Origin of the sequence: Chryseolinea serpens (genome assembly GCF_900129725.1) — a bacterium.
Classification (GTDB): domain Bacteria; phylum Bacteroidota; class Bacteroidia; order Cytophagales; family Cyclobacteriaceae; genus Chryseolinea; species Chryseolinea serpens.
The window spans coordinates 203,432-219,683 of record NZ_FQWQ01000002.1 but is presented as its reverse complement, the minus strand read 5'-3'; the positions used below and the strand labels follow the sequence as shown (position 1 = coordinate 219,683).

The following is a 16,252-nucleotide window of genomic DNA, read 5'->3' as shown; positions in this document are numbered from 1 at the left end:
GGCCTAACCTTTCTGCATGGGTGTCTTCCCGTACAAGTCTATAGTGTGGAGTGGCCTGATCGCGTTGGGTTGTCTCCTGTATGGTTCCAACACCGCGGTGTACGCCCAGAACGACACGGCCACCCTCTCATTGCCCGATCAACTCCTCTTTAAACACCTTTCGGTGGAGGAAGGATTGTCGCAGACAACGGTGAACGCCATTGTGAGCGATAAACTGGGTTTTGTGTGGATTGCTACCGAAGACGGGCTCAATCGTTATGACGGCAACGAATTCAGGATCTTCCGCCACGATCCCCTGGACAGCACATCGATCAGCCATAGCGTTGTTTACACCCTGGTCGAAGACACAGTGACCGGCAATTTATGGATCGGCACATCGGGTGGTTTGAACTACTACAATCACGCCACGGAGCAATTTGGTCTTGTCCCCTTAAACATCGATCCGGGCACCTATGCCAGTCTCGACGTCGACTATGCCCGGAACCGGATCTGGATCGCTTACGGTTTTGGTGGGATCAGTTACTACGATATCAACACCAGCACCTTGCACACGGTGAACCACCCGGGCTTAAAAGAAATTATGGCATGGTCGATCAAAGTGCACGGCGACAAAGCGTATGTAGGAACGCTGGGTCATGGACTCAAAATCTATGACATTGCGCACGATGCCGTGACCACCTACGACGCCACTACGACACCTGCGGTTGACCAAGAGATCAGAACACTCTACGCGGACAAGGACTGCCTGTGGTTGGGTACGAGAGACGAAGGCTTGCAACGCTTTGGCTATGACGAAACTTCCGTACAGTCCACCACATTCAACCTGGGTACGCGAAACCGGGGCATTTGGGCGCTGGCCGTGGACAAGGATGGCCAGGTGTGGGTGGGCACCGACGGCGCCGGACTGGTGGTGTACTCGCCGCGCACGGGGGCGTTCAGAAATTTTACACGCTCCGAAACCGACAGCCACAGCCTTAACGACAACACACTGCGCGCCGTGTACATTCCGCCGGTGGGCGGTGCCTGGATCGGCACCTACGACGGCGGCGTGAATTATTACGCCGCGCTGCCCCTCCGTTTCAGGTTATTCGAACAGACCACCGGAAATGGTACGCTGCCAAAGCACCCCTCCATCACGGCCTTCGCGGAAGAAAAAACGGGAAGGATATGGATCGGCACAGCCGATGGACTGAGCTACCTGGAGCATGGCCAGGTCCATCCGTTTGGCCGCTTGTTTTCTACGGGATATACCGAAGTCATTCTCGCACTTTGTCCCGACCGTTATGGCGGGGTTTGGGTTGGGCTTTATCGACAGGGGTTGATCTATATCGATAAGAACAGACGTATCACACGCTATCGCAACGATCCTGAGGATACGGAAAGCTTGTCCGAGAATTCGGCCTGGACCATCGCGGAGGACTCCTTGGGCTATGTGTGGGTGGGCACCGACAACGGCCTGAACCGGTTTGATCCGGCAACACGAAAATTTTTGAACTACCACCAAAAGACCGGGGACAATATGGCGCCGTTGTTTGAGATCAACCGGACGGTTCGCGCGATTCAAGTGATGGCCGATGGAACGATCTGGGTCGGCATCTTTGGTGAACTGATGCGGTATAATTACAAAACCGACCAGGTGGCGCGGTTCCCGGTCATCACCGATGGCGACCAGGAAATAAAAGATGTCCGTGTCATCTCGCTCTGTGAGGATCAACATCACCGCCTTTGGATCGGCACCTACGGCGATGGGCTTTGCATGTTCGATGGCACCACACAAAAATTTTCCATCATCAGCGAACACGAGAACCTGCCCAACAATTTCGTTCTGGCCATCCAGCCCGGTGCAGGGGACGACATGTGGATGTCCACCAACGCCGGCCTGAGCCACTACGACACCCGGAAGGGGATCTTTCTCAAGTTCGATGAGAACTATGGTGTGCAGGGAAATACGTTCAAGCGAAATGCTTCCTACCGTCTTCGGAACGGTGACCTGATGTTTGGCGGAACAAAGGGTTTCAATATTTTCACTCCCATTACGTTGACCCCGGACTTCTATGATCTCAACATCGCGTTGACCGATTTCCGGGTCTTCAACAAGTCCATCAAACCCGGCGATCCCCTGCTGCCCAAGAGCATTACTGCGCTGGACAAGATCACCCTTCCGTATAATGACTCCCGGTCGATCAGCTTCCGCTTTTCGGCCCTTCATTTTGTTTCGCCATCGCAGATCAAATATGAATACAAGTTGGAGAATTTGCTGGCCACCTGGCAAAAGGCCGGCAAGGATCACACGGTTTCCTTCACCAGCCTGCAGCCCGGCACGTTCCGGTTTGTGCTGCGCGCATCCTTTAATGAACAGACCTGGGGGCCGGAGAAAGTTATCGAGATCGTGATCCTGCCCCCGTGGTACAAGACCACGACGGCAAGGGTCACGCTGGCGTTGTTCCTCGCCTTGGTGACCGTGATTTTTTTCCGGCTGAGGACCAATGCCCTGATCCGTCAGAAGGGGAGACTGGAGTCGCTGGTGAAGGAGCAAAGCAGGGAAATCAAAGATCAGAACGACGAGCTCGCCGCCCAGAATGAAGAGCTGACCCAGCGCCACGAAGAGATGGCTTCCCAACGCGAAGAGATTACCGCACAAAACGAGATCCTGACGGAAACCCAGCGCCAAATGGCCGAACTGAACCGGGGACTCGAGCGGCTCGTACAGGAACGCACGCAATCGCTGGACAACACCATCCGCCAACTGAACAAGACCATCTACGAACTCGACGCTTTTGTGTACAGTGCCTCCCACGACTTGATCGCCCCGCTCAAATCGGTGATGGGGCTGATCAACCTCTCCCGCCAGGTAAACCCCGGCAACGAAGAACACACGCGCTACCTCGACTACATGGAAGCCAGCATCAAGAAGCTGGACGATGTGATCAAGAGCATGATCCAGTTCTCCCGCAATTCCAAAGCGGAGCTGATCACCGAACCCCTCAACCTCCGCGAGGTGGTGGAAGAGATCGTCAACGACCTGCGCTACATGAAGGAATTCGACACGATCGACTTTGTCATCGTCATCGATCCCGCAGCGACGGTGATGACCGACGCGCAACGCTTGAAGATCATCATCACCAACCTGGTGAGCAATGCCATAAAATATGCCGACCCCACCAAGACACAAAAGGAGGTGAAGCTCCAGTTCGAAAACGGGAACACCAGCTGGAAACTCTACGTATCCGACAACGGTATCGGCATCGACAAAAAATATCTTAGCCGCGTATTCGAAATGTTCTACCGCGCCACCGAACGCTCCCAGGGCTCCGGCCTCGGCCTCTACATCGTGAAAGAAACCGTCGACCGCCTCAGCGGCGAGATCTTTGTCGACTCCGAAAAAGGCAAATGGACCCGCTTCGAACTGATCTTCCCATCCGGCGTCTAACCGCCCTTGTTGGTGTTCTTCACCAACAAGTTTTAGGGGAGCCACATAAAATCACCAACCAGCTTTCGCCACCCCTTCGACACTATCCCCACCCCAAGCCCGCCCCACCTTCGTTGGCATTCTTCACCACCGAACAAAATCGGATTTGATATCTACCTCAACAATCATCCACCCACATCAAACCATACCCCACAACGGTTGTTGGTGTCCCACCAACAACTCCACTCGGTGTGCCCATCCCCCAAAAAAAAGACCCCCACAAAAAGAGAAACTATTCCCACCCAACCCCACATGGAAAGCCGCCCCGTCCTTAGTTTTTGCATTTGATCCTCCGTAAATTGCATCTTGAGGTAGATTCGACGACCATGAAGAGCAGGATCATACTAAGTCTGGCAATTTGGATAGCAGCCGCCGGCATGGCGGTTGCCCAGCCCGGCACGTATAAATTCATGCACCTGGATGTAAACGCCGGCCTGTCGCACAACGAAGTGCTGAGCTTCTACAAGGACCGGAAGGGTTTTCTCTGGATCGGCACTGCCAGCGGTCTCAATCGCTTTGATGGCTACACGCTGAAAGTATTCCTGCAAAACTCACGCGACACCACCTCCCTCGGCAGCAATTCCATCCAACGGATCTTCGAGACACCCGATGGCCGCATGGGCGTTCTCACCGCCGACACGTTCAACATCTATGATCCGGCGTTGGAAAGATTTCAACGCAACACCGCGAATTTTTATAAGACCTATAACATTCCTGCGGGACGATTGTGGGATGTTGTCAAAGATGCCGCCGGAGACTTCTGGTTTCTCCACCTGCAAAACGGCGTGGGATATTACAACGCGTCATCAAAGAAGACGACCTGGTTTCGCCACAAGCGGGGAGACGACACCACGATTGCTTCAGACACCGTGCGCTCTATGGCGCAAGACGCAAAAGGAAATGTATGGCTCTTGCATACCAGCGGTTTGCTGGAGAAGTTATCGCCCGCAAAAGATACCTGGAAGATCACCGAAAGAATACCGACGCTGTACAATCGAAATCACGGCGAACACTACAGCTATCGCATGATCCTGGACAAGGACGACGACCTCTGGATCTGCGCCGAGAACGACGCGCAAGGCGTTTATTTTATGGACACGCGGACGCAGACCCTACAAAATTTCACGTCCGATGGAAAGGGGGCGAGACTCACCACCAACCTGGTTCGCGATCTTGAAGTGGGCAACGATGGATTGATCTGGGTGGCCACCGACCATGGCGGGATCAACATGATTGACAAAAAGAACTTCTCCATCCAATACGTCGAGCATCGCGACGAAGACGAACGCAGCGTGGGGCAGAACACCGTCAACGTGCTTTACAAGGACAGCGAAGGCATTCTGTGGGTGGGAACCTATAAGAAAGGCGTGAGCTACTATCACGAGAACATCATCCGCTTCCCGTTGTACAAACACATACCGGCGGATACCAAAGGGTTGCCCTACGGCGATGTGAACCGGTTCGTAGAAGATGATAAAGGAAATCTCTGGATCGGCACCAACGGCGGTGGGCTGATCTATTTTAACCGGACCAACGGCACATTTACCCGCTATCGCAATATTCCCGGCGACAAGAACAGCCTGAGCAGCGACGTGGTGGTGAGCCTTTGTATAGACCACGAAAAGAAATTATGGGTTGGCACCTACTATGGCGGACTGAACTGTTTCGACGGCAAGAAGTTTGTTCGCTATAACCACGACCCCGCGGACCCGTCGAGCCTGGCGACGATGAGCGTGTGGGAGGTCTTTGAAGACTCGCGCCATCGCCTGTGGATCGGGACGTTGAGTGGGGGACTCGATCTTTTTGACCCACGTACAAAAACCTTTTCCCACTACAAAAGCGGCGACATGAACTCCATACGGTCCGACTACATCGCGGCGATCATGGAAGACAAGCAGGGCAACCTCTGGCTCGGCACCAGCGCGGGCATCGATGTGTTGCGTCGCGACCGCGGGCGGTTCATGCACTATGGCAGCGAGAACAACAACCCCAGCAGCCTCAGCAACGACGGCGTGCTCGACATTCGCGAAGACGCCAAAGGAAGGATCTGGATCGGAACGTTTGGAGGACTGAATCTCTTTAACAAAAAGACCGGCACTTTCCACGCCCTCACCAAAGAAGATGGATTGCCGCACAATACCGTGCTCACCATCCTGGAAAGCAGCCAGGGTGATCTCTGGGTGAGCACGCCCAACGGACTGTCGCAAGTAAAGATCACCGAAGACGCTCGGGGCGAATTGTCATTTCAATTCAAGAACTATGGCGAGCCCGAGGGCTTGCAGGGAAAACAGTTCAACGAGAACGCCGCCTTTAAGACCAGCCGGGGAGAATTGATTTTTGGTGGGGCCAATGGTTTCAACATTTTCAGACCAGAACAATTGGGGTTGAACAAAAATATTCCGCCGGTGGTGTTTACGGATTTTCAGCTCTTTAATAAAAGCTTGAAGGCGGAGGACCTGGTCGATGGAAAAGTATTGCTTCCGCAGGCCATCACCGAGATCTCGTCGCTGGTGTTGCCGCCGGGAAAGAATGTGTTCTCCATTGAATTTGCGGCCCTTAACTTTTTTCACCCCGAGAACAATGCCTACAAATACAGGCTCGAGGGATTTGACGAAGACTGGCTCACGGCCGACAGCAAGTCGCGCAGGGTGACGTTCACCAACCTTGACCCGGGCACCTACACGTTTCGGGTGAAGGCGGCAAACAACGACGGAGCCTGGAATGAAGCTGGGGCCAGCCTGGGCATCACCGTGCTGCCGCCGTTCTGGAAGACACGCACCGCATTGGTGCTCTACATGCTGCTGGTGATCGGAGCGCTGCTGCTGACGCGAAAGATCATTCAGCAACGCGAGCAAACCAAGTTCGCCATCCAGCAAGAACGCCAGGAGGCCATGCGCATGCACGAGCTGGATATGATGAAGATAAAATTCTTCACCAACGTCAGCCACGAGTTCCGGACACCGTTGACGCTGATCCTCACCCCACTCGAGCGCATGCTCAAGCAGGCGAAAGAACCCGATCAGCAAAGTCAGTTTCAACTGATCCAGCGCAACGCCAAGCGGCTACTCAACCTGGTGAATCAGTTGCTCGATTTCAGGAAACTGGAAGTGCAGGAGATAAAGTTCAACCCCTCGGAGGGCGATATCATTGCCTTCATCCGGGAAACGGTCTATTCGTTTTCGGACTTATCCGAAAAGAAAGACATCCGTCTGGACTTCACCAGCACCATCAACACCATGGAAACGATCTTTGACCAGGACAAGCTGGAGAAGATCCTTTTCAATTTATTGTCGAACGCCTTCAAGTTCACACCCGAGCACGGCTCCGTGAGCGTTGAAGTGGAGCTGCAGAACAACGACCCGGAAAAATGGCTGCGCATCCGCGTGCGCGACACGGGCATTGGCATTGCTGCCGATAAATTGGAAAGCATTTTTGAGCGCTTCTTTCAAACCGAGTTGCCTCGCAGCATGGTGAACCAGGGCAGTGGCATCGGGCTGTCCATTACCCGCGAATTTGTAAAGATCCATGGCGGCACCATCGCCGTGGAAAGTGAAGTAGGGAAGGGCAGTTGTTTCAGCGTGCTGCTGCCGTTGCAAGAGGTGACTCACCCGGTGGAAACGGATCAAGTGCCCGTGGCGGAGCCGGAGAATGTGCAAGCCGTGCAATACAAAGGAACCCGCGCCGAACCCGCAAAGGTGCTGTCACACAAGCCGGTGTTGCTGCTGGTGGAGGACAACGAAGACTTCCGTTTTTACCTGAAAGACAATTTGAAACAGGAGTACCAGCTGCTGGAAGCGCGCGATGGCAAAGAGGCCTGGAAGAAAGTGCAGGAGGAGTTGCCCGACCTTATTGTGAGCGACGTGATGATGCCCGAAATGAACGGCATTGAATTGTGCCGCCGGGTAAAAACCGATCAGCGCGTCTCGCACATCCCGGTGATCCTGCTCACCGCCCGCGCCGCAGAAGAACAAAAACTGGAGGGCTTCCAGACCGGCGCCGACGACTACATCACCAAGCCGTTCAACTTCGAGATCCTGGCGTCGCGCATCCAGAACCTGATCCAGCAACGCGAAAAATTCCACCGCGCATTTTCACGGCAAGTGGATGTGAAGGCCAGCGAGTTGCACATCACGCCGCTGGACGAGAAGTTTATCCAGAACGCGATCAAGTGTGTGGAGGACAATGTGTCGAAGCCGGAATTTTCGGTGGAGGACTTGAGCCGTGAGCTCGGCATCAGCCGCGCGCATTTCTATAAAAAGATCGTGGCCCTCACCGGGAAGTCGCCGCTGGAATTCATCCGGACCATTCGTTTGCAACAGGCCGCGCAGTTGCTGGAGAAGAGTCAGCTCACCGTGGCGGAGGTGGCTTACCAGGTTGGATTCAATAACCCGAAATATTTTGCGCGCTATTTCAAGGAGGCCTATCACGTGCTACCTTCTGCCTATGCGGCCGGAAAACGAAACGGCATGGCGTAAAGGGGCAGATGAAACATTTCGATCCTAATGTTCAGCGATTTTATAACCCTTGCCCGCGGGGTTCGTGCGTAGTTTTGTCTTTCCAAAAAAGTTAAATGTCACCTGAGCAAAGATTAAAACGTTCGGCCAGAAGATTGTTGGCCATCGAAATCCTCATCTATGCAGCGATCCTTGCATCGCTGTCTTGTCTCTTCTTTTTCTAAGCGATCTGTTTATTTGACCGTGCGTTGATTATTCCCGGTGTGGAGGCCTGGTTTGGGGTGAGCCATGCTGAAAGAAAAATGCAGAACCGCAAAGACGCAAAGCGCGCAAAGTTAACGCAAAGCCAAACCGCGAAGCGCTTTGCGTCTTCTTTGCGTCCTTTGCGTCTTTCTTGCTCGCCGAAGCTTTAGCGAAGGTGAGGCGGTTTAACCTGACTTTTCCGCCCCCCAAAATCGCTGAAAAGCGATTTGCGCCCCTCTTTTGCAACATTCTGATACCCCCCGAAACCGTTTGAACCTCCACGATCAGACAATTCCATACCCTTCGAAAGCAGCATCGGCCCCTACCTTTATCGCAACCGATTGCGGGAATTATCTCCTGCAAACCGATGGTATGAAAGAATGAACCTGATGAAAAACGTAGTATTAGCAAACATCATTTTAATGGTCGTGGCCTTAACGGCCTGTTCCCAAAAGCCCGCCGTGGAAAAATTAACGGATGGCGTTATCGTCCATCCCGCAAAAGGCGGCACCACCAAGGCGGTCCGCCTTCGCGTGATCGCTCCCTCTATTATACAGGTCACCGCCAGTGCGGCCGACACGTTCTCCACCGCCAAGAGCCTCATCATCCTCCCCGAGGTAACGGGCTCACCGGATTGGAAACTGGAAGAAGCGGATCAGGAACTCACACTAATAACCAAAGCGCTTCGCGCGAACATTTCACTTTCCACGGGCGAGGTATCCTTCTCGGATTCGACCGGACAGGTGATGCTCCAGGAAAAGCAAGGCGGTGGCAAAACGTTCACGCCGCTGATCGTTGACAATGAACGCACCTACAGCCTGAGACAAGAGTTTGAGTCGCCTGCCGACGAGGCCTTCTATGGCCTGGGGCAACACCAGGAGGGACTGATGAACTATAAAGGAAAAGATGTTTCTCTTTTTCAATACAACACCAAGGTGGCGGTTCCCTTCCTGGTGTCGAATAAAAACTATGGCATCCTGTGGGACAACTATTCGCTGACGCGATTTGGCGATCCGCGCGACTATCGCTCGCTGTCACAACTCAAGTTGTATTCCAGGGAAGGCAAAGCAGGCGGTCTTTCCGCAACCTATGGTTCAAAGACCGACGCCTCCAAAATATACTTGTCGCGGCAGGACTCCGTGATCGATTATGAGTTCCTGGGCGATCAGAAGCGATTCCCGAAAGAGTTTCCCATGCGCGATGGCAAGGTGGTGTGGGAGGGAAGCATCGCTTCGGACGAAGGCGGGCTTCATAAATTCTTTTTGTACTACGCGGGCTATGTCAAGGTATGGATCAACAACGAGTTGAAAGCCGACCATTGGCGGCAGGCCTGGAATCCCGGAACCGTAAAATTTGAATGGCATGCAGAAAAAGGAAAACAATATCCTGTTAAGATTGAATGGTTGCCGGATGGCGGCGAGTCATACTTGTCGCTCAAGTGGCAGTCGGCACCGGCGGAGGATCAGGATCGCCTCTCTCTTTTCTCGGAAGCGGGAGACCAGATCGACTACTACTTCATGGCCGGAAGAAACCTGGACGATGTCATTCGTGGCTACCGAACGCTTACGGGCAAAGCGGAGATCTTTCCGAAGTGGGCGATGGGCTTCTGGCAAAGCCGCGAGCGCTACAAAACCCAGCAAGAGATCCTCGACGTCGTAGCCGAGTTCAGAAAACGCAAGATCCCCCTCGACAACATCGTGCTCGACTGGTCCTATTGGGACGAGGACAAATGGGGCAGCCAGGATTTTGACCTCGCCCGCTTCCCCGATGCGGAAGGCATGATCAAACAACTTCATGAAAAGTACAAAACGCATTTCATGATCTCGGTGTGGCCAAAATTCTATGAAGGCATCGACGCCTACAACGACTTTGATAAACAGGGATTCCTCTATAAAGTGAACATCCAAAACCGTCAGCGCGACTGGATTGGCAAGGGCTACGTGTCCACCTTCTATGACGCCTACAACCCCAAGGCACGCGAAGCCTTTTGGAACCTGGTGAACACCAAACTCAACAGCAAGGGTGTAGACGGCTGGTGGCTGGACTCGACAGAGCCCGACATTTTATCCAACGCCTCCATCGCCGATCGCAAAAAGCTCATGAACCCCACCGCGCTGGGTTCGTCTACAAAATATTTCAACGCCTATGCCCTCATGAACGAGAAGGCGATCTATGAAGGCCTGCGCCGGACCGATCCCAACAAACGCGCTTTCATTTTCACGCGCTCGGCGTTTGCAGGCTCACAACGTTATGCGGCCGCCACCTGGAGTGGCGATGTCGCGGCAAACTGGCAGGATTTCAAAACGCAAATTCCCGCAGGCCTGAATTTCTCCTTGTCAGGCATCCCGTATTGGACAACCGACATTGGCGGATTTTCGGTGGAGAAAAAATTCGAAAAAGCACAAGGTGAAGACCTGGAGGAATGGCGCGAGCGCATGACGCGATGGTTCCAGTTTGGCATGTTCAACCCGCTGTTCAGAGTGCACGGTCAGTATCCTTACCGCGAGATGTTCAACGTGGCGCCCGACAATCATCCGGCCTACAAATCCATGTTGTACTATGATAAACTCCGCTACAGCCTGATGCCCTACATCTATTCACTGGCGGCCAAAACGTATTGGGAAGACTACACGATCATGCGGGCGCTCGTGATGGATTTTCCGAGCGATAAGCAAGTGCTGAATATGGGCAATCAATTCCTGTTCGGCCCCTCGTTCCTGGTGGCGCCCGTCACAGATCACAAAGCGCGGACGTGGCCCGTATACTTACCGGCGAATACCGGATGGTACGACTTGTACACCGGCAAACACTTCGACGGCGGACAAACCATTCAAGCCGACGCGCCCCTCGAAAGAATCCCCGTGTTTGTGAAGGCGGGTTCGATCATACCCGTAGGGCCGGAGTTGCAATACACCGCAGAGAAAGTTGCCGATCCGCTTTCCATCTATGTCTACACCGGTGCCAACGGTTCATTTTCCTTGTACGAGGACAATGGGTTAAACAATGATTATATAAAAGGCCAATACGCTACCATTCCATTGACCTACACCGAATCCAGCCAGACATTGACTCTGGGCAAGCGGCAAGGAACTTTCGACGGCATGTTGGAGAAAAAAGCGATACAGATTTTTTGGGTTAGTAGAGATCACCCTGCAGGGATGAGTAGGGATGCTCATCCTGCGCAGGTGGTCGACTATAGCGGTGAGGCTGTAACGATCAAGAAAAACTGAGAATTCATTTCCGGAAGGAAGCTGAAGATAAACTGAACTAACTAAAATAATTACCCTAAACAAAAGCTAAACTATGACGAAGAAAATTTACAGAAGCGTATGGTTTGCTTCCGTATGTTTTTTCCTGCTGGGGTTCGTCCCTGCGCATGCGCAGACGCAACTCATTAAAGGAAAAATAGCGGAGGTGACCGGAAGTCCTGTGCCGGGTGTCAACATCATTCTGAAAGGCACCTCAGTAGGGACAACGTCGGATGCCAACGGCGAATTTTCGCTGCAGGCTTCGACGAGCGATGTACTGGTGATCTCTTTTATCGGTTATCAAACCCAAGAGGTCGAAGTGGGAACGCAAACCCAGATCAACGTTGTGTTGCAGGAAGACGTCTCCACCCTCACCGAAGTGGTGGTGGTTGGATACGGCGAACAAAAGAAAAAACTGGTTACCGGTGCCAATGTTCAAGTAGCGGGTGAGACGCTGCAAAAACAAAACCAGGTAAACCCGTTGCAGGCTTTGCAAGGCCAGGCACCCGGTGTTTCGATCATGTCTACTTCCGGCCAGCCGGGGGCAGATATGAAAGTGGTAGTGCGCGGCTTGGGAACCATTGGCAACTCGGGTCCCCTCTATGTGATCGACGGCGTTCCGAATGGCGACATCTCCATCCTGAACCCCAACGACATCAAGTCGATCGACGTCTTGAAAGACGCCGCATCGGCAGCCATCTATGGAGCACAGGCGGCTAACGGTGTGGTGTTGGTGACCACAAAAACGGGAAGTGCCGGAAAAAGTCAGGTGACCTTCGACGCCTACACCGGTCTGCAGAACGTGAACCGGAAAGCCGACATGCTGAACGCCGACCAGTACAAAACGATCATGAACGAGGCGGCCTTGAACTCGGGTTCGGCGCCGATCGATTTTTCCAGCATGAACGGCCTGGCCGATACGAAATGGATGGACTACATGTTCAAGAAAAATGCAAAGACCAGCAACTATACCTTGGGGATCACCGGGGGTTCAGACAAATCAACCTATGCGATCTCGCTCGGCTACCTCAACCAGGAAGGCATCGTTGGAGGAAAAGCCGTTTCCAACTATGAGCGTTACAGCTTCCGGACAAACTCCGAGCATAAGTTGTATGACGGTATCCTGAAAGTCGGACAACACCTGAACTTCAACTACATCAAGAACAATGGCGTCGACGTTGGCAACCAGTACAGCAACACGGTGAGAGGCGCCTTCAATACATCGCCGTTGTCGCCGGTCTACAGCGATAACAATCTCTACGACAGCCCCTATAACGATACGCGAAACTCGCCCTGGTACAATGGCGACGGCAACCCGTATGGTTTTATGATGACCACCGTGAACAACCGGAACAATGCGCAGAAAATGCTGGCCGACGTGTTCGCGGAACTGGCGCCCATCAAGAATCTGAAATTCAAATCCATACTCAGTCTCAATTATTACTCCACCGACTACCGCAGCTTTAAACCCCTGTACCAGTTCTCGGTCTATTCTTATAATTCGGACCACACCACAACCAGTCAAAACACCAGCAACGGAAATACGATCACGTGGAGCAACACGGCCACCTACGACCTGGATCTCAACGATCACTACTTCAGCGCCATGATCGGTATGGAAACGCAGCGTTTTCAGGGCTCGAAATTGTCGGGCTCGAATTGGAACCTGCTGTCGCAATTCAATGATTTTTCGCATGCCTACCTGAGCAACACGGTGGGACAGGCACACCTGGATTCTGACGGCAATGTGATTGAAACACGCGTCGTTGGCGGTGGACCTGAGAACCTGTATCGCCGGGTGTCTTACTTTGCCCGGTTGAGCTACAACTACAAAGAGAAGTATTTGTTCAACGGCACGATCCGGCGCGATGGTTCGTCGAGATTTGCCCAGGGCAACCGTTGGGGTGTCTTCCCGTCATTCTCGGCCGGTTGGGTGCTGTCCAATGAAAATTTTGCAGCGGGTCTGTCCGACTGGATGAACTTCTTCAAGCTGCGCGCCAGTTGGGGACAAGTCGGCAACCAGGACATCCTGGACTTCCAATATGCCGCGCCGATCAACACATCGACCAACGTGAGCAGCACCAACCTGGCAGCGAACTACACCTTTGGCAACAACAACGTGAACGTGCCGGGCGCATACCCCAGCCGTTTCTCGAATCCGTCGCTGAAGTGGGAAACTTCCGAACAGACCGACATCGGCTTTGACGCGAAGACCCTGGGCAACCGCTTAGACATCGCGTTTGACTACTATATCAAAACCACGAAAGACTGGTTAGTTACCCCGCCCATTTTGGCAACCGCTGGCGCAGCAGCCCCGGTGATCAACGGGGGCAGTGTGAAGAACCGAGGCGTGGAGTTGGGATTGAACTGGAGCGCCAACGTGGGTGAATTGAAATACCAGTTGGGTGTGAACGGTGCCTACAACAAGAATACCGTAGGCGCGATCCCCACCGACGACGGCATCATTCACGGTCTCACCAACATGTTGTACGATAACTCCGAAGAATTCTATCGTGCACAGAACGGCTATGCCATCGGCTACTTCTGGGGTTTTAAAACCGCGGGCCTCTTCCAGAGTCAGGACGATATCGTGGCGTGGAAAGAAGCCGGCAATGGCGTGTTGCAAAATGACGTGCGGCCGGGCGATGTGAAATACGTAGACACCAACCACGACGGCAAGATCGACAGCAACGATAAAACGGACCTGGGTCACGGCATGCCCAATGTCACCTTCGGTTTCAACATCGGGGCGCAGTATAAAGGTTTCGACCTTTCCATCACGGCCTATGGCGCTGCCGGCAACAAGATCGTGCAATCGTATCGCAACCATGCCAACAAGTATGCGAACTATACGACAGAGATCCTGGACCGCTGGACCGGCGAGGGAACGTCCAACCGGATCCCGCGCGTAACGGAAACCAACGTGAACTGGCAGTTCTCCGACCTCTATGTTCACAACGGCGACTACCTGCGCATCAGCAACATCGCGCTGGGCTATGACCTGTCGCGCCTCATCAAGTCGAGTTATCTGAGCAAAATGCGCGTGTATGTGCAGGGACAAAATCTGTTCACCTTCACCAAATACAACGGCATGGATCCGGAGATCGGATACGGTACCGACAAATGGGTTGCAGGCGTCGATCTCGGCTATTACCCACGACCCAAGATCGTGATGATGGGTGTCAATTTTAAATTCTAGCCTTTAACAGAAGACAAACTCATGAAAAAGATATATACCATGGCATTGGGATTGGGCCTGCTGCTCTTCTCTTGCTCTGAAGATTACCTGAACGTGGACCCGATGACCGACGTGCTGGAAAGCAACTTCTACCGCACGGTGGCCGACGCCGAAATGGCATTGGTCGGTTGCTACGACGGCTATCAGCGCACGTCATCGAACGGTAACCTGGCCTTCTATGTCACCTCCGAAGTGCTTTCCGACAACACCTATGGTGGCACGGGCAGCACCGACGGGCGGGGCTACCAGGCGTTGGATCGTTTCGATCCTTCACAGTCACCGGCCGACAACAATTTGTTCAACGGCACATGGAGCGACTACTATGCCGGCATCTTTCGTTGCAACAAGTTGCTGTCCAAACTGGACGGTGTGAATTTCGAATCCAAACCGGAAGCCCGTGTCCGCATCGAAGGCGAGACGCGTTTTCTCCGCGCACTGATGTACTTCGACCTCGTGCGTCTTTTTGAGAAAGTGCCGTTGCTCACCGCGCCCACCACCGACAACGTGCCCCAGGCATCGCCTGCCGAGATCTACAAACAGATCGCCGAAGACCTGAAGTTTGCCGCCGCCAACATACCGGCCGATGCCTATCCCAAGGCAAACGCCGCACAGAACGACGGCCGCGTAACTTCGTATGCCGCCAAGGCATTGCTCGCGCGGGTATACCTGTTCTACACGGGCTACTATGGTGTTGATGATCTCGGAGTGACCAAGGCCGAAGTATTGGCCGGTCTTGAAGATGTGGTCGCCAGCAACGAATTTGGATTGCTCACCGAGTACAAGGCCCTGTGGCCGGCATCGAGCTATGTGCCTGCGGCGAACAATACATTGGATCGCTCCGGTTATGCCGGTGAAGGCAACAAGGAAACCGTCTTTGCGCAGAAGTTCAACAACACGCAAGACTACAATGGCAACGTGGATGGCAACCGTTGGTTGGTGATGATGGGTATGCGCAATACCAACTGGTCGCCCTATGGCAAAGGTTGGGGCGCCTGCACGGTCGAACCGAAACTGGTGGCGGCATTCGACAGCGACGACAAACGGAAGTCGGCCTCCATCATCGACATCGCCGGCGAAAGCATCACCGGCTTTGACGTGAAAGGACAGCGCGAGTACACCGGCTATTCCAACAAGAAATATACACCGACCGCTTTGCCCGATGGCAGCTCCAATACGGGCGGTTCCAACGACTTCCAGATCTCGCAAGACCAGGATTTTGTCGTGATCCGCTATGCCGACGTGTTGTTGATGGCCGCCGAAATGGGTTCACCCAATGCGCAAACGTATTATGACGCCGTGCGCACCCGCGCAGGTTTGTCGAGCCGTGCCGTCACTCAAGCCAACATCCTGGAAGAAAGAAGACTGGAGTTTGCCTTCGAAGGCCTCCGCTATTGGGACCTGCTGCGCCAGGGACTGAGCACCGCAGCGTCTACCCTCGCCGAAACACAAGACGTGCTGAGCGCCGGTGTGGCCGACCAGGTTGTGATCAAGGAAGCCGACATCACGAAGACGCGTGGCTTCATGCAGATCCCCACAACGCAGATCACCTTGTCGAATGGCGTGTTAGTTCAAAACAACGGTTGGAATTAACGATTAACGA

Annotated in this window: 5 protein-coding genes; all 5 read left to right on the top strand. The window is 53.6% G+C overall.

Annotated elements, in window-relative coordinates; translation table 11 throughout:
* Positions 1-16 precede the first annotated feature (16 nt).
* Positions 17-3,430 carry a two-component regulator propeller domain-containing protein gene (locus BUB30_RS14870; protein WP_073135496.1) on the top strand — a complete coding sequence of 1,138 codons (3,414 nt, stop codon included), beginning with the start codon at positions 17-19 and terminating at the stop codon, positions 3,428-3,430.
* 365 nt (positions 3,431-3,795) lie between these two features.
* Positions 3,796-7,944, top strand: coding sequence for a hybrid sensor histidine kinase/response regulator transcription factor (locus BUB30_RS14865; RefSeq protein WP_073135494.1), 4,149 nt, complete (start codon positions 3,796-3,798; stop codon positions 7,942-7,944).
* 602 nt (positions 7,945-8,546) lie between these two features.
* Positions 8,547-11,396, top strand: a complete 2,850-nt coding sequence (locus BUB30_RS14855; RefSeq protein WP_245804103.1) for a TIM-barrel domain-containing protein — start codon at positions 8,547-8,549, stop codon at positions 11,394-11,396.
* Between the two features lie 73 nt (positions 11,397-11,469).
* Entirely contained in the window at positions 11,470-14,613 is a 3,144-nt protein-coding gene (locus BUB30_RS14850; protein ID WP_073135490.1) for a SusC/RagA family TonB-linked outer membrane protein, read from the top strand.
* 21 nt (positions 14,614-14,634) lie between these two features.
* Positions 14,635-16,242 carry a RagB/SusD family nutrient uptake outer membrane protein gene (locus BUB30_RS14845; protein WP_073135488.1) on the top strand — a complete coding sequence of 536 codons (1,608 nt, stop codon included), beginning with the start codon at positions 14,635-14,637 and terminating at the stop codon, positions 16,240-16,242.
* The last annotated feature ends 10 nt before the right edge of the window (positions 16,243-16,252 follow it).

What these genes read in the sequence shown, in the direction of transcription:
- BUB30_RS14870 (WP_073135496.1), top strand. Translation starts at nt 17, where the DNA reads ATGGGTGTCTTCCCGTACAAGTCTATAGTGTGGAGTGGCCTGATCGCG.
- BUB30_RS14865 (WP_073135494.1), top strand. Translation starts at nt 3,796, where the DNA reads ATGAAGAGCAGGATCATACTAAGTCTGGCAATTTGGATAGCAGCCGCC.
- BUB30_RS14855 (WP_245804103.1), top strand. Translation starts at nt 8,547, where the DNA reads ATGAACCTGATGAAAAACGTAGTATTAGCAAACATCATTTTAATGGTC.
- BUB30_RS14850 (WP_073135490.1), top strand. Translation starts at nt 11,470, where the DNA reads ATGACGAAGAAAATTTACAGAAGCGTATGGTTTGCTTCCGTATGTTTT.
- BUB30_RS14845 (WP_073135488.1), top strand. Translation starts at nt 14,635, where the DNA reads ATGAAAAAGATATATACCATGGCATTGGGATTGGGCCTGCTGCTCTTC.